This window comes from Serratia sp. MMO-28, assembly GCF_037199905.1.
In the GTDB taxonomy this organism is placed as follows: domain Bacteria; phylum Pseudomonadota; class Gammaproteobacteria; order Enterobacterales; family Enterobacteriaceae; genus Chania; species Chania oryzae.
The window spans coordinates 112,629-127,324 of sequence record NZ_JBBCVB010000005.1 but is presented as its reverse complement, the minus strand read 5'-3'; the positions used below and the strand labels follow the sequence as shown (position 1 = coordinate 127,324).

General features: G+C 52.7%; 15 protein-coding genes. 6 read left to right on the top strand and 9 right to left on the bottom strand.

The genetic code is table 11. The features are described from left to right. Positions 1-24 precede the first annotated feature (24 nt). From WG891_RS06135 to WG891_RS06125, 3 genes are read left to right on the top strand one after another with little or no spacing between them, the layout of a single operon-like run. On the top strand, positions 25-924 hold the full coding sequence (locus WG891_RS06135; RefSeq protein ID WP_337261919.1) for a glycyl-radical enzyme activating protein: 900 nt from the start codon (positions 25-27) through the stop codon (positions 922-924). Between the two features lie 4 nt (positions 925-928). Then, a complete protein-coding gene (locus tag WG891_RS06130; RefSeq protein WP_337261918.1) occupies positions 929-3,361 on the top strand; it encodes a formate C-acetyltransferase/glycerol dehydratase family glycyl radical enzyme in 2,433 nt (810 codons plus the stop codon). 47 nt (positions 3,362-3,408) lie between these two features. Next, positions 3,409-4,155 carry a DeoR/GlpR family DNA-binding transcription regulator gene (locus WG891_RS06125; protein WP_076939985.1) on the top strand — a complete coding sequence of 249 codons (747 nt, stop codon included), beginning with the start codon at positions 3,409-3,411 and terminating at the stop codon, positions 4,153-4,155. Positions 4,156-4,177: 22 nt separating this feature from the next. Here the strand turns inward: WG891_RS06125 and araD are convergent, their stop codons facing one another. Beyond that, positions 4,178-4,873: an L-ribulose-5-phosphate 4-epimerase gene (araD, locus tag WG891_RS06120; RefSeq protein ID WP_076939984.1), complete on the bottom strand. Its 696-nt coding sequence runs from the start codon at positions 4,871-4,873 to the stop codon at positions 4,178-4,180. A gap of 470 nt (positions 4,874-5,343) precedes the next feature. On the opposite strand from araD, the gene osmB reads away from it, so the two are divergent. Continuing rightward, a complete protein-coding gene (gene osmB / locus WG891_RS06115) occupies positions 5,344-5,559 on the top strand; it encodes an osmotically-inducible lipoprotein OsmB (protein WP_337261917.1) in 216 nt (71 codons plus the stop codon). 97 nt (positions 5,560-5,656) lie between these two features. Here osmB and yciH read toward each other — a convergent pair whose 3' ends face one another. Together yciH and pyrF are read right to left on the bottom strand one after the other, a co-directional pair. Then, complete coding sequence (gene yciH / locus WG891_RS06110) at positions 5,657-5,983, bottom strand: stress response translation initiation inhibitor YciH (RefSeq protein ID WP_337261916.1); 327 nt, start codon at positions 5,981-5,983, stop codon at positions 5,657-5,659. A gap of 10 nt (positions 5,984-5,993) precedes the next feature. Beyond that, the gene (pyrF, locus tag WG891_RS06105; RefSeq protein WP_337261915.1) at positions 5,994-6,722 is read right to left on the bottom strand and encodes an orotidine-5'-phosphate decarboxylase; all 729 of its coding nucleotides are present in this window, start codon (positions 6,720-6,722) and stop codon (positions 5,994-5,996) included. Positions 6,723-7,051: 329 nt separating this feature from the next. On the opposite strand from pyrF, the gene bhsA reads away from it, so the two are divergent. Both bhsA and WG891_RS06095 read left to right on the top strand, forming a co-directional pair. Beyond that, a complete protein-coding gene (gene bhsA / locus WG891_RS06100) occupies positions 7,052-7,312 on the top strand; it encodes a multiple stress resistance protein BhsA (protein WP_076939980.1) in 261 nt (86 codons plus the stop codon). Between the two features lie 157 nt (positions 7,313-7,469). Next, positions 7,470-7,757: a hypothetical protein gene (locus WG891_RS06095; protein WP_337261999.1), complete on the top strand. Its 288-nt coding sequence runs from the start codon at positions 7,470-7,472 to the stop codon at positions 7,755-7,757. A gap of 40 nt (positions 7,758-7,797) precedes the next feature. On the opposite strand, the gene lapB is transcribed toward WG891_RS06095, so the two are convergent. The 6 genes from lapB to pheT all read right to left on the bottom strand — a co-directional run bounded on the left by lapB (position 7,798) and on the right by pheT (position 14,696). Continuing rightward, positions 7,798-8,970: a lipopolysaccharide assembly protein LapB gene (gene lapB / locus WG891_RS06090; protein ID WP_076939978.1), complete on the bottom strand. Its 1,173-nt coding sequence runs from the start codon at positions 8,968-8,970 to the stop codon at positions 7,798-7,800. A 6-nt stretch (positions 8,971-8,976) separates the two neighbouring features. Further along, positions 8,977-9,279: a LapA family protein gene (locus tag WG891_RS06085; protein WP_076939977.1), complete on the bottom strand. Its 303-nt coding sequence runs from the start codon at positions 9,277-9,279 to the stop codon at positions 8,977-8,979. A 238-nt stretch (positions 9,280-9,517) separates the two neighbouring features. Further along, positions 9,518-10,282, bottom strand: coding sequence for a phosphatidylglycerophosphatase B (gene pgpB / locus WG891_RS06080; RefSeq protein ID WP_337261914.1), 765 nt, complete (start codon positions 10,280-10,282; stop codon positions 9,518-9,520). Positions 10,283-10,751: 469 nt separating this feature from the next. Continuing rightward, positions 10,752-11,276: a hypothetical protein gene (locus tag WG891_RS06075; RefSeq protein ID WP_337261913.1), complete on the bottom strand. Its 525-nt coding sequence runs from the start codon at positions 11,274-11,276 to the stop codon at positions 10,752-10,754. 731 nt (positions 11,277-12,007) lie between these two features. Further along, the gene (gene ihfA / locus WG891_RS06070) at positions 12,008-12,304 is read right to left on the bottom strand and encodes an integration host factor subunit alpha (RefSeq protein ID WP_004943604.1); all 297 of its coding nucleotides are present in this window, start codon (positions 12,302-12,304) and stop codon (positions 12,008-12,010) included. 4 nt (positions 12,305-12,308) lie between these two features. After that, positions 12,309-14,696 carry a phenylalanine--tRNA ligase subunit beta gene (pheT, locus tag WG891_RS06065; protein WP_337261912.1) on the bottom strand — a complete coding sequence of 796 codons (2,388 nt, stop codon included), beginning with the start codon at positions 14,694-14,696 and terminating at the stop codon, positions 12,309-12,311.

Sequence of the window (14,696 nt, the reverse complement as noted above, 5' to 3'; positions counted from 1 at the left end):
GAATTTTAACGTCACAGGTGACCCATGCTTTTCAATCTGCAGCGCTATTCCACACATGATGGCCCAGGCATCCGCAGCGTGGTGTTCCTTAAAGGATGCTCTCTGGGCTGCCGCTGGTGCCAGAACCCGGAAAGCCGTTCACGCCAGCAGGAATTGCTGTTCGATGAACGCCTGTGCCTGGCTGGCTGTACCCTGTGCAGCGAACGTTGCCCGCACGCCATTACGCGCACGCCAGAAACGCTGACGATTCAGCGCACACAGCTCACCGCCGCTGATTTTGAGGCACTGAACGGTTGTTGCCCCACCGGCGCGCTGAGCATTTGCGGCAATGCGCTAGATCTCGACGCCGTAATGGCCGAAGTGCTGCGCGATAAGCCCTTCTATCTGCGCACCGGCGGTGGCCTGACGCTTTCCGGCGGTGAACCTTTTATGCAACCGGAGATCGCCGCAGCACTGCTCAAGCGTGGACGCGAGGCCGGTATTCATACGGCGGTAGAATCCTGCCTGCACACGCCGTGGTCATATATTGCGCCGTCACTGCCCTGGCTTGATCTGATGCTGGCCGACCTCAAGCATGTTGACGAGGTGCGCTTCAAACAATGGACCGACGGTTCCGCCAAACGGGTGATGGACAACTTCCGCCGCTTGGCGGCGGCAGGCACCGAGATCACCGTAAGGGTGCCGTTGATCCCCGAGTTCAACGCCGATCGCGCTTCGATCCGTGCCATTACCGACTTTGCCGCCGACGAGGTTGGCGTGAAAGAAATTCATTTTCTACCGTACCACACGCTGGGCATCAATAAATACCATCTGCTCGGTATGCCTTATCACGCTTCCCGTACCCCACTGGACGACCCTGAACTGCTGGCCTATGCCGAAGATTACGCCAGCGCCAAAGGCTTGACCGCCATTTTACGAGGATAACATTATGACAACGCTGGATCTGACCACCCTGACCGAACGCACCCAGGCGCATAAGAACGCGCTGATCCATATCGTTAAACCCCCGGTCTGCACCGAGCGCGCACAGCATTACACCGAAACCTACCGGCAGCATCAGGATAAACCGCTGCCGGTGCGGCGTGCATTGGCGCTGGCTAACCACTTGGCAAACCGCACTATCTGGATCAAAAACGACGAGTTGATCATCGGCAACCAGGCCAGCGAACTGCGCGCTGCGCCGATCTTCCCGGAATACACCGTCAGTTGGATCGAAAGCGAAATTGACGAATTAGCCGATCGCCCTGGCGCGGGCTTTTCCGTCAGTGAAGAGAACAAAGCGATACTGCATAAGCTGTGCCCATGGTGGCGCGGGCAAACCGTGCAGGATCGCTGCTACGGCATGTTTACCGATGAGCAGAAAGCGCTGCTGGCAACCGGGATCATCAAAGCAGAAGGTAATATGACTTCTGGCGATGCCCACTTGGCGGTCAACTTCCCGCTGCTATTGGAGAAAGGCCTGGACGGCCTGCGCGACAAGGTCGCCGAACGCCGTGGCCGCCTGCAGTTGACCGACTGGGACGATCTGCACAAAGAACAATTCCTGAAGGCTATCGATATCTCTCTGGCGGCGTTAAGTGAGCATATTCTGCGCTTCGCCCTGTTGGCCCGCGAGATGGCGCAGGAAGAGAACCGTATCTGGCGCCGCGAAGAGTTGCTGACCATGGCCGCCAACTGTGAATTGATCGCCCACCAGCCACCGCAGACCTTCTGGCAGGCGCTGCAACTGTGCTATTTCATTCAACTGATGCTGCAGATTGAATCCAACGGCCACTCGGTTTCTTTTGGTCGCCTCGATCAGTACCTCTACCCCTGGTATCGTCGCGATGTCGAGCTGGAGCAAAACCTGCCGCGCGAAAAAGCCATTGAGATGCTGCACAGCTGCTGGTTGAAGCTGCTGGAAGTGAACAAGATCCGTTCCGGTTCGCACTCCAAAGCCTCGGCCGGTAGCCCGCTGTATCAGAACGTGACTATCGGTGGCCAGAAACTGGTGAACGGCCAACCCGTAGATGCAGTCAATCCGCTGTCTTACACCATTCTGGAATCCTGCGGCCGCCTGCGCTCCACCCAGCCCAACCTCAGCGTGCGTTACCACGCCGGGATCAGCAATGACTTCCTCGATGCCTGCGTGCAGGTGATCCGCTGCGGGTTTGGTATGCCAGCGTTCAACAACGATGAGATCGTTATCCCCGAATTTATCAAACTGGGGGTCGAGCCGCAGGATGCCTACGATTACGCCGCTATCGGCTGTATCGAAACCGCCGTGGGTGGTAAGTGGGGCTATCGCTGCACCGGCATGAGCTTTATCAACTTTGCCCGCGTGATGCTGGCGGCGTTGGAGCAAGGGCGCGATGCCACTTCCGGCAAAATCTTCCTGCCACAGGAACATGCGCTTTCACAGGGCAATTTCCGCCAGTTTGATCAGGTGCTGGAGGCCTGGGATACGCAAATCCGCTACTACACCCGCAAGTCGATCGAGATTGAATGCGTGGTGGATACCGTACTGGAAGAGAATGCCCACGATATCGTCTGCTCCGCGTTGGTGGATGACTGCATTGAGCGCGGCAAGAGCATCAAGCAAGGCGGCGCGAAATATGACTGGGTTTCCGGTTTGCAGGTGGGGATTGCCAACCTCGGCAACAGCCTGGCGGCAGTGCGCAAGCTGGTGTTCGAGCAAGGGATCATCGGCCAGCAGCAGCTGGCGCAGGCGTTGGCCAACGACTTCGCCGGGTTGGACGGTGAGCAATTACGCCAACGGCTGATCAACGTCGCACCGAAATACGGTAACGACGTGGACGACGTTGACCAGTTGCTGGTGCGCGCTTATCAGACCTATATCGACGAATTGAAGCAGTATCACAACACGCGCTTCGGCCGTGGCCCGATTGGCGGCACTTACTATGCTGGCACATCCTCCATTTCTGCCAACGTGCCGTTTGGTGCGGCCACCATGGCGACGCCAGACGGCCGTAAAGCTCATACGCCATTGGCGGAGGGGGCCAGCCCGGCTTCAGGCACCGACCACTTGGGGCCAACGGCGGTGTTCAACTCGCTGTCCAAACTGCCGACCGCTTCGATTCTTGGCGGTGTGCTGCTCAACCAGAAGCTGAATCCGTCGACGCTGGAAAACCCGCGCGACCGCGAGAAACTGATGCTGATGCTGCGTACCTTTTTCGAGACCTATCACGGTTGGCACGTGCAGTACAATATTGTCTCGCGGGAAACGCTGCTGGCCGCGAAGCAACATCCTGACCAATATCGTGATTTAGTGGTGCGGGTGGCTGGATATTCTGCCTTCTTTACCGCATTATCCCCAGACGCACAGGATGATATTATCGCGCGCACCGAACATACTCTTTAATCAGTGAACTTGGCGGCTGCCCCTTGGCAGCCGCACATCAGGCCTCTATGAATTCAAGACAACAAACCATATTGCAGTTAGTTAACGATCGGCGGCGCATCAGCGTCAATGAACTGGCGCGCGCCGCTGGCGTTTCTGAGGTGACGATCCGCCAAGATCTCAATCTGTTGGAAAAGCGCAGCTATCTAAAACGCGTGCATGGCTCAGCGGTAGCGTTAGAGAGTGATGACGTCGATGCCCGTATGATGTCCAATTTCCGCCTTAAGCAGAAGCTGGCGCAATATGCCGCTTCGCTGGTCAACGACGGCGAAACCATCTTTATCGAAAGCGGCAGCACCAACGCCCTGCTGGCCCGCTATCTTGCCGAACGCAAGCGCATCACGCTGATTACCGTCAGCCATTACATCTCCCATTTGCTGAAAGAGACCGAGTGCGAGGTGATCGTGCTAGGGGGGATGTATCAGAAAAAAAGCGAAACCGTGGTCGGCCCGCTGACGCGGATGTGCATCCAACAGGTGCATTTCAGTAAGGCATTTATCGGGGTTGATGGCTACCACGCCGAAACCGGCTTTACCGGCCGCGATATGATGCGCGCCGACGTGGTTAATGCCGTGCTGGCCAAAGGGGTGGAAAACATTGTGCTGACCGACTCGTCAAAATTCGGCCAGATACAACCTAACCCACTGGACCCTATGAGCCAGATTGGCCGGGTGATCACCGATTCGCGCCTGGATCCCGACTATCAGCAGGCGCTCAAACGCCAGGGTATGCGGTTGGATTTGGTAAACGAGTAAACGGGGCCTGCTGGCCCCCAGACTACTGGCCGTAATAGGCGTGTTTGCCGTGCTTGCGCAGGTAGTGTTTATCCAACAGCGTCTGCTGCATGTTGGCCAGGGCCGGTGCCAGCTGGCGCGAAAAAATCCCCATGTAGGCCACTTCCTCCAGCACCACGGCATTATGCACCGCGCTGTCGGCATCTTTGCCCCAGGCAAATGGGCCGTGGGAATGCACCAATACCGCCGGAATCGCTGCCGCATCCAAACCGCGCTCAGCGAAGGTCTCAACGATTACTCGCCCGGTTTCCCACTCGTAGCGGCCATTGATTTCCGCCTCATGCATCAAACGCGTGCAGGGAATGTCACCATAGAAATAATCTGCGTGTGTCGTTCCCCAGGCGGGAATATCCAGCCCGGCCTGCGCCCAGATGGTGGCATGGCGCGAATGGGTATGCACAATCCCGCCCGCGGCGGCAAAATTCAGATAGAGCACCCGGTGGGTATCGCTATCCGACGAGGGTTTCTTGTTGCCCTCTACTACCTTGCCGCTTTCCAACTCCACCACCACCATATCGTCGCGGGTCATGGCGTCATACTCAACGCCGGAGGGTTTGATCACCATCAGCCCCTGCTGCCGATCTACCGCACTGACGTTGCCCCAGGTAAAGGTCACCAGATGGTGGCGTGGCAGCGCCAGATTGGCTTCCAGTACCTGTTGTTTAAGTTCATTAAGCATCGGTTTGTCCTTGTTGCTTGGCTTGCCGTTATTGTCGGCAGGCAAGCAACGGGCCGGTATGGCATAAATCGCTAAAGACCACGTAGGGTTCTGCTGGATGAGCGAGGATGTGCTGAATAACGGCTGCTACGCGGTAATATTTTCAGCTCGGTTGATAAATCAGAATAATTACCCAATACCGCCGCCAAAATTAAGACTCTTTACCTATCCCGGCCAAATAAGATATTTATACTCGCTGGCAACAATAAAACCGTTCATCGCATTAAGTTATGTGGTTTTTTACGGTTATTGCCACTTTTTATCCCAATACGATCGGGGCGCAAGTAGTCAAACCCATTTGGTGATTAATGCTTATACTAGAAGAGCGTTACGCCAGTAAGGTACTTCCGTCATCCCTTTCGACCTGCGTTTGCTAGTGCATCAGCAAGACGAGGTTTTTTGGGAATAGCCCATGCTAAGGAGAAGTTACTATGAATATTAATCAACGTGTTGCCACAGCCGCTCTGGCAATTACCCTGGCGATTTCCTTGAGTTCCTGTGCAGATATGTCCAAACGCGACCGTAATACGGCAATTGGTGCCGGTGTCGGTGCCGTCGGTGGGGCCGTGCTGACCGATGGCAGTGCGTTAGGTACCGTCGGTGGGGCTGCTGTCGGGGGGCTGATTGGTCGCCAAGTAGGCAAATAAGTTACGGATCTTCATCACGTTACTGCTATGAGCCAGTGCTCTGGCAGCCGCTATTTTTACCCTGCCGCAGAAGCTCTTCTGCGGCAGGGTCTTCTGCTTAGCCCCCGGCCAGTTTCACCTTCATGCCTTTGGCTTCCAGCAGTTGCTTCAGCAGATCGCGCTTATCCCCCTGGATCTCAATCACGCCATCTTTCACCGCGCCGCCGCAGCCACATTTCTTTTTGAGTTCTGCCGCCAGTTTGTCCAGCGCAGCATCATCCAGGTCGATCCCGCTGATCAGACAGACGCCTTTGCCTTTGCGCCCGCTGGTCTGGCGTTGGATACGCACAATTCCATCCCCTTTGGCACGCTGTGGTTTGACCTCTTCCTGTTTGATACGCCCGCTGTCGGTGGAATATACCAGGCGGCTGTTATCATCGTTCATATTCTGTTCCTTAAACCAATGATGCACGGATCGCGCGGAGCGTCGCGGCAGGATCCGCCGATTGCGTAATCGGGCGGCCGATCACCATATAATCCACTCCAACGGCCTGTGCCTGCTGCGGCGTCATCACGCGGCGCTGATCGCCTGCCGCGCTGCCTTCTGGGCGAATCCCCGGCGTGACCAATTGAAACTGGCTGCCACAGGCGGCCTTCAGGCGCTGTGCTTCCTGCGCGGAACAGACTACGCCATCCAAGCCACAATCGCGGGTCAGACGCGCTAAACGTTCGGCCTGCTCCGCCGGGCTGATATCAATACCGATAGCCTGCAGATCGCTGGCCTCCATGCTGGTCAGCACGGTAACCGCAATCAGCAAAGGCGCGTCCGTGCCATAAGGCTGCAATGCCTCTTTAGCTGCCGTCATCATCCGTGCGCCACCGCTGGCATGCACATTGACCATCCACACGCCAAGCTCTGCCGCCGCAGCCACCGCATGCGCCGTGGTGTTAGGAATATCGTGGAATTTTAAATCGAGGAAAACGTCGAACCCGCGCTGGTGCAGATCGCGCACAATCTCTGGCCCGAACAGGGTGAACATTTCTTTGCCCACTTTTAACCGGCAATCTTGCGGATCAATGCGATCGGCAAACGCCAGCGCGGCATTTCTGTCGGCATAATCCAGCGCAACGATAATTGGAGATGATTTTAAGTCATTGTTATTGATATTATTTTCAGACTTCATTTCTTCTACCTTCTGTAAAATGGACATGAATTGTTAACCCACCGGCCAAAACTGACCGCCGCATTCTACATGCCAGACATTTGAAATCCCAGCCGCAACGCCGTTTGCCTTCAGTAAGGTTGCCGCAGGATAGGTCATTCTATGTCAGCCAAGGTTCCTCCCCTTAGCGCAGGGTGAGTAAATCGTCGTAAAGATGCGTAAATTGTTAATCAAATATTTTGATTAACTAGCTCAGCATTATCAGATTTTAAAGCGCGGTGGTTGGTATATTATTCAATACATCGAGAGCAACACGCTTTCAGGTCTAAAAAAATAAACTGGAGTCACCTATGAAAAACATCAAATATTTTGCAATTTCAGCCGCCATCGCATTGACCTCTTTCACCACCTTTGCCGCTGAGTCAATCGATCAGCAGCAGGCCCTGCGCATGACGGAAATCGGTGTGGTTTCTGCCGGGCAGGCCAGCACGCTAAGCAGCCTGGAAGCCAAACTGGCAGCCCAAGCAGAGGCTCAAGGTGCCAGTGGTTATCGCATCATCGCTGCCACCGGTAATAATCTGCTGCACGGTACCGCGATTATCTATAAATAAGCATTAATCGCAGGGCTCGAATTCTCGGGCCCTGGTTGTTTCCCCCCCTTCTGCTAGCCCCTCAATGTTACAAATAAATTAAATTTTCATTACGGACTGGACACATCCGCGCTGCTGACTTAGCTTGAAAGAATCTTCCCGTATAAAAGGCAGCAAAATGAGCGAGATATCGACACTTACGATAAAAATCCCTCTTGAACTTAAAGAGAAGATCAAAGCCAGCGCCCTGGAGAACGAACTTTCTCTGAGTGCAGAAGTTTGCAAGCGGCTAGAAAGCAGCTTTCAACCACCGGCCAAAGCCAGTAAAAAGCATGCGGCAGTGCATCATGACGATATTGATAGCCAAAGCACTGAAGAGGAAATTGAACAACCTCTCAGCCAGAAAGAGCTGAAGAAACTGCGTCAGCTATTGAAGGACGGCGTGAAAAGCAGCAAGAAGAAGTGATGAATTGAAAAGAAAACGGGATGATTGTTCGTCCCGTTTTTTATTGCCCGTCCAACCCACGGATCGGTTTTACCGAAGACCAGGCGCGGCATGAAGGGCAGTGCCAATACATGGAATGTGCAGTAAAACCGCATTTGTGGCAGCGATAACGCGGTTTGGTGCGGATCTGCTCCCCCACCATATCGCGCAACAGCAGCAGGCTCTCTTTGGCCCGCCCATCTTCAGCATCCGCCAAATGGTAATCCATCAAGCGATAAAATACGCGCATGGTGGGATGGCGCTGCAACTGGCGGTTGATATACACCTGCACTACGTCGCGCCCTTCCTGCTGCTCAATGACCTCCGCCAGCATTAGTTCTGCCGCCGCACCGGTGTTTTCAGCGACACAGCGCTTGAGAAAATCAGCCCAGTCATTCTGCTGCTGCGGTAAATGCGGGTAGCACTCGTGCAGCATCGGCAGCGCTTCGCTGATCAGCTCTTTATCCTGATCCAGCACGCGCTTCAAGACGTCCACCGCTTTGGGGTAATCCTCTTGCGCCATAAAGATGCGCCCCACCATGATCGATACACGGGCACACTGTTTGTCTGCCGCCGCCGCACGTTTCAGTAGCCCCATCGCCTTATCCAGATCGTCACTGCCCATCGCCTGCAGCGCCAGTTCGCAATAGAAATGGGCGATCTCAATGCGTTGTGCTTCTTTGCCCAGCTTGACCAGCTTTTCTGCCACATCAATGGCCTTCTGCCACTCACTGGTTGCCTGGTAGATCACCAACAATTGCTGCAGTGCGAAAATACGGAAATCGTCTTCGTTGACCAACTGGTTGAACATGTCCTCTGCACGGTCATACAACCCGGCGGCCATATAGTCGCGCCCTAATTGTTGCACCGCCAGAAGACGCTGTTCGAAAGTGAGGGAGGCGCTTTCCATCAGCGCCTGATGGATGCGGATAGCGCGATCGACTTCACCACGTGAACGGAACAGATTCCCCAGCGTCAGGTGGGCTTCAACGGTGTTGCTGTCCTCTTTCAACATATCCAGGAACAGATCGACCGCTTTATCCTGCTGGTTGGAAAGCAGGAAGTTAACCCCGGCCACGTATTCCCGTGACAGGCGGTTAGCATCCTGCTGTTTATCCTGCTGAGCACTTCTGCGCCCCATGTACCAACCGTACGCGGCAGCTACAGGCAGCAACAGAAACAGCAGCTCTAACATAAAAGATTATTCCTTGCTGACAACAGGCTGAGACACCGGCTCGGCAGGCGTTTCAAGCTGCAGCTCCAACCTTTTGATTTTGCGTTCTGCACGGCCCAGAGCGATGCGCGTGCGCAGGTAAAACAGCCCGCAGATAATCCAGCCGAGCACAAAACCCGTGCCGAACAAGGTGGCCAGTAAGGTCGATACGCGATATTCACCTTGAGCAACGAGATAGTTAAAGGTCACTACCTGATCGTTATGTGCACCCAACGTGACTGAAATTACAAAAATCACCAGAATTAACAAAAAAATCAGTAAATATTTCACATTCTTTCCCACAATGCCGAGTGAATCGGATGAACTCTACCCCAGAGATTTCAAGTCGCACCAAGCGAAAACTTGAAAGATGGAAGGTATGTGCCATTAAGTGGCGTCCCTGGCACCTAAGTTAGCATTTCCCATCGTGGCAGGGAAACCCTGCAACATGATAAAAGCACATATCTGTTGGCATATTCAGCAGGAAACGGAGCTTCTGGGAGAATGAATGAGAAGACTTCTCAAAATGCTAATTTTTCTGTTCGCGTTCAGCGATCTCCTGCTGTTCCTGAAGTGGAACAGTCAGCGGGCCAAACCAGCGTTGCGCCAGGCAGCAGACGAGCGTCACCAGTAGCCAGGCAATGATGGTCGCCATAACAAGATCCTGAGGCCAGTGCATACCCAGCATCAACCGGCTCGCCATCACCCCTACCGCCCATGCCATCAGCACCGCCACGGTTTTATAATGGCGACGCGGCCACAATAAGCCAGCCGCCAACAGCGCCCAGGTAGCAGCAAACACAGTATGGCCGGAAGGGAACGCAAACCCGGTTTCAAACTGCCAGTGTTTGCTCAGCCATTTCGGCACCCGTGCCTGATCCTGCAGTTGTTCTTTCACCAACGCACTGCGCTCTTTCCTGCTCAGTGAATAAAAGTACTTTTCATCAATGCGATGCGCTGACTCCAGCCATTTCACAAACGGCCGCGGTTCCTGCACCCGATCTTTAATCACCGACTTAACGCCCTGCCCGATCGCAATTGATGCCAATAACAGAATAAACACACCGATGGCCGCTTTGAGACGAAAACGCAGGCACCATAAGAACCAGACAGAGAAAAGTAGACTCGTGAAGATCCCCCAAGGCGCAGTGACGGTTTCAGTCACCCAGAAGAATCCTTTCAGCAGGTTATTATTACCACCAGGTTGCCATTGCCAACCAGAAAGCCAGACCGCAAGCGGCATCAACAACAGCACAACCGCCCCACCTGTCGTACGTTTTACTATTTCCAACATCCTATTGCCCTCACTTGGGTACAGCAAAGTAGTGTAGCGATCTTGCAATCCTAACAACACAGGTAAAATTAAACAGATAACAAACCAGTCGCAATATCACACTATATATTTATTCAACAAATGGGAGGCTTGGAAAAAATAGCTATTGATGATGCTGAAGAGTGGGCGATGCTGGAATGGTATTGGTGTACAGAGGGATGCCGATTTCGCTAGTCAATGGGAACAAATACGGTACTAAGCTCGCTATCACTGAGTACCGTTATATACCCTTCATACTTCAAGTTGCTTGGGTGTTGGCTGCCTTCACTCACCCCAGTCACTTACCTGAGTAAGCTCCTGGGGCTTATGAGCCTCTTCGAGGCTCACCCTACGGGCCAGCGCAAGCGCTGTTCAAATCAGTCTTTGACTGATTTGTCACTCTGTTGCCGCCTACAAGCAACTCGAATTATTTTGGGTATAGACAATATTATTAGTTTACTTTAACGGAAAGCAGCGACTCACGCCCAACTTCCAACCACTGTGCAGCTTGCTCTTTAGTGGTATTAAATGTGGTTAACAGCAAACGCCCATCAACGGACATGGCCAGCATAAGATTGTGGATTTCGGTATCAGCCGCAGGGGTAACAAAGTCAAACATCACCGCTTTTTGCCCATTAACATCCACTTTGCTAATTTTCGGGGAAAAATTAGCCAGCATGGCTTTCATTTGTTGAGAGAAAGCATCAAGCTGATTTTCCGCAATTTTATTCGCCGTGTAGTTGAACGCAAAATTGACGGTAGTATCCGCGTTGGTGTACACCTGAGTCGGTCGGTTATTGGCAGGATACTTAACCTTCATCACATCTTTGCTCATCTCACTGAAGGTAGTCGGCATATTCAGTGAGACTTTTTTATCTAAAACATCAACTTTTTCGACTTTTACTGCTTCGGCCATTACAGAGGTAGTAAAAAACAAAACAAAAACGCTTAATATAATACCTTTAACATTTCTCATTAATTTTAGTCCATTAAACTTAGGTGTTATAATACAATGGCATCTGTTCCATATGAGCTATCAACAATCTCAATATCATCATTTTAGCTGATGCCTTATTGTTCTTAAATAAGAACTACGTAATTTTAAAATGAGAAGCCTTTTTTCACCAGAGAAAATAACCAGATAAAACACATGTAATTTATTAGCATTACTCATAAGAATTAACTTAAATCAACCTGAATTTATCACACTATATTTACACTTCCTTATCAGTGTAGAAGTCTGAAAATTAATCTTGGGTAAATATCTTATAAAGCCATGGCAATATATTATTTATGTAATTTTCGATTAAAAATAAAGAGCAACGCTAACGAATAAAACTTGGTATTATCAATTGGTTGGTTAATGGATCGTGCAGCAAAATCGCCACCAAGGATGATCTTTCTATGTCAATGACTAGTAAGGCTCATCGGCCAGCTTGCGCGGGTAGACTTGCTCCTGATGCCGACAAGATAACGTAGCTGTCTTTAGGCGAAAATGCCTCTACATCCCAATTGTGGTTAAACTGAATACCGTATTTACGCCAGTGCATCGGCGTGACAAGGAACGCACGTACCCTATTCTCGGATGGTTTTCAGTTGGCTGCGATGGCCTGCAGCAAAACATAACCTACTGTTTTATATCGAAACCATGGGTATAGCAGATAGGAAAAAGGCCGCAAACGCGGCCTTTTTGGGGTGTTACGCAATTTATTCTTTCGGGCTCGCGTTTTCCACTCGGCTTTTTAGTTTTTGCCCCGGACGGAAAGTAACTACGCGGCGCGCCGTAATCGGAATGTCCTCACCGGTTTTCGGGTTGCGTCCTGGACGTTGGTTTTTGTCACGCAGATCAAAATTACCAAATCCTGACAGTTTTACCTGCTCACCGTTCTCCAAAGCCCGACGGACCTCTTCAAAGAACAGTTCTACCAGATCTTTGGCATCCCGTTTGCTAAGCCCGAGCTTTTCAAACAGGTGTTCTGACATTTCAGCTTTAGTAAGCGCCATAGGTTCAATCCCTCAAGGATGCTTGGAATCGCTGTTTTAGAGCCTCTACGCATCTTGCAACGGTAGCGGCAATCTCCTCTTCTTCCAGTGTACGAGCGGTATCCTGCAATACAAGACTTATAGCCAGGCTCTTGTAACCCTCTGCTACGCCCTTGCCACGGTACACATCAAACAAGTTTACGCCAACTACCTGATTTGCGCCAACTTTCTTACACTCTGCCAAAATATCTTCTGCGGCGACGTTTTCAGCCACGACAACCGCGATATCACGACGGTTTGCAGGGAAGCGAGAAATTTCACGCGCTTGAGGCACGGCGCGGGTTGCGACCTTGTTCCACTCCAGTTCAAACACTACCGTGCGGCCGTTAAGATCCAGTTTACGCTCAAGTTCTGGGTGAACTACACCGATGAAACCTACGCGCTCACCGTGCAAATAAATTGCCGCACTTTGTCCCGGGTGAAGGGCCGAATGGGCCTCTGCCTTGAACTGAATTTCAGATAATCTACCTGTCAGCTCAAGCACAGACTCCAGATCCCCTTTCAAATCATAGAAGTCCACCGGCTTTCTTGCCAGATCCCAGTGTTCTTCATGCGTATGCCCAGCAATCACGCCTGCCAGCATGACATCCTGACGGATACCCAGATTCGCCGCAGTATCAGGCACAAAGCGCAGGCCGCTTTCAAACAGACGCACACGGCCTTGCTGACGATTCTGGTTATACACCACCGCAGACAGCAGGCCAGTCCACAGCGACAGGCGCATGGCGGACATCTCTACCGAGATTGGGCTAGGCAGGATCAGCGCCTCTTCACCCGGATGCAACAAGGCCTGGACTTTAGGATCGACAAAACTGTAAGTAATCGCTTCCTGGAAGCCATGATCGACCAGCATGGTTTTTACACGCTTCAGGGCCAGATCGGATTCACGATGCTTGGTCATTACCAGGTCGGCACGCACGGGGACGTCTGGAATATTGTTGTAGCCGTAAACACGGGCCACTTCTTCCACCAGATCTTCTTCGATCTCCATATCAAAGCGCCAGATTGGCGCAACCGCCAGCCAGTGGTCGCCCTGTTCAGTCACCTGGCAACCTAAACGACGCAGAATGTCACTCACCTGCTCAGCAGGCACCACGTGACCAATCAGGCGATCCAGTTTTTCACGGCGCAGCGTGATAGACGCGCGTTTCGGTAAGGCGCTTTCATCGGTAACGTCGATGATCGGCCCAGCTTGACCGCCACAGATGTCGATCAGCAGACGTGTCGCACGCTCCATCGCTTTATATTGCAATGCGGGATCCACACCACGCTCGTAGCGGTGTGAAGCGTCAGTATGCAAGCCATGGCGACGTGCACGGCCGGTAATCGACAGTGGGCTGAAGAAGGCACACTCCAACAGCACATCCTGGGTCTCGTCGTTCACGCCGGAGTGCTCACCACCAAAAATACCGCCCATCGCCAGCGCTTTATGGTGATCGGCAATCACTAAGGTGTCGGCGTTTAATTTAGCTTCGTTACCGTCCAGCAGGCGCAGCGTTTCGCCCTCGGTAGCCATACGCACCACGATCCCACCCTCAATACGGTTCAGATCGAACGCATGCATTGGCTGACCAAGCTCCATCAACACATAGTTGGTGACGTCCACCACGGCATCAATAGAGCGAATCCCGCAGCGGCGCAGTTTTTCCTGCATCCACAGTGGTGAAGTTGCTTTCACATTGATGCCCTTCACTACGCGGCCCAGATAGCGTGGGCACGCCTGTGGCGCGTCGACACGGATTGGCAGGACGTCGTTAATCGTCGCGGCTACCGGGCTCATATCCGGCTCGGTGAGCGGCAACTGGTTCAGCACGGCAACGTCACGCGCTACGCCGATAATCCCCAGGCAATCGGCCCGGTTTGGCGTCACGCTGATTTCGATCGCGTTATCATCAAGCTTCAGATATTCACGAATGTCGGTGCCGATAGGCGCGTCTTCTGGCAGTTCGATAATGCCGTTATGATCTTCAGAAATCGCCAGTTCAGAAAACGAACACAGCATGCCTTCAGAAGGTTCGCCACGCAGCTTGGCGGCTTTGATTTTGAAATCACCCGGCAGTACCGCGCCAACGGTGGCGACCGCCACCTTCAGGCCAGCACGGCAGTTTGGTGCGCCACAAACGATGTCCAGCAGACGATCGCCGCCCACATTAACCTTGGTTACACGCAGTTTGTCGGCGTTAGGATGCTGACCACATTCCACTACATGGCCAACCACTACGCCGTTGAAAACACCGGCAACCGGCTCAACGCCGTCTACTTCCAGGCCAGCCATGGTGATTTGATCGGACAATGCTTCGCTGCTGATGGCCGGGTTTACCCACTCGCGCAACCAGAGTTCACTGAATTTCAT

Coding starts and splice junctions, on each gene's coding strand:
- osmB (WP_337261917.1), top strand. CDS start 5,344: ATGAATATTAATCAACGTGTTGCCACAGCCGCTCTGGCAATTACCCTG.
- pyrF (WP_337261915.1), bottom strand. CDS start 6,722: ATGAAGTCTGAAAATAATATCAATAACAATGACTTAAAATCATCTCCA.
- WG891_RS06095 (WP_337261999.1), top strand. CDS start 7,470: ATGAGCGAGATATCGACACTTACGATAAAAATCCCTCTTGAACTTAAA.
- bhsA (WP_076939980.1), top strand. CDS start 7,052: ATGAAAAACATCAAATATTTTGCAATTTCAGCCGCCATCGCATTGACC.
- WG891_RS06135 (WP_337261919.1), top strand. CDS start 25: ATGCTTTTCAATCTGCAGCGCTATTCCACACATGATGGCCCAGGCATC.
- WG891_RS06125 (WP_076939985.1), top strand. CDS start 3,409: ATGAATTCAAGACAACAAACCATATTGCAGTTAGTTAACGATCGGCGG.
- pheT (WP_337261912.1), bottom strand. CDS start 14,696: ATGAAATTCAGTGAACTCTGGTTGCGCGAGTGGGTAAACCCGGCCATC.
- araD (WP_076939984.1), bottom strand. CDS start 4,873: ATGCTTAATGAACTTAAACAACAGGTACTGGAAGCCAATCTGGCGCTG.
- WG891_RS06075 (WP_337261913.1), bottom strand. CDS start 11,276: ATGAGAAATGTTAAAGGTATTATATTAAGCGTTTTTGTTTTGTTTTTT.
- yciH (WP_337261916.1), bottom strand. CDS start 5,983: ATGAACGATGATAACAGCCGCCTGGTATATTCCACCGACAGCGGGCGT.
- pgpB (WP_337261914.1), bottom strand. CDS start 10,282: ATGTTGGAAATAGTAAAACGTACGACAGGTGGGGCGGTTGTGCTGTTG.
- WG891_RS06130 (WP_337261918.1), top strand. CDS start 929: ATGACAACGCTGGATCTGACCACCCTGACCGAACGCACCCAGGCGCAT.
- lapB (WP_076939978.1), bottom strand. CDS start 8,970: ATGTTAGAGCTGCTGTTTCTGTTGCTGCCTGTAGCTGCCGCGTACGGT.
- ihfA (WP_004943604.1), bottom strand. CDS start 12,304: ATGGCGCTTACTAAAGCTGAAATGTCAGAACACCTGTTTGAAAAGCTC.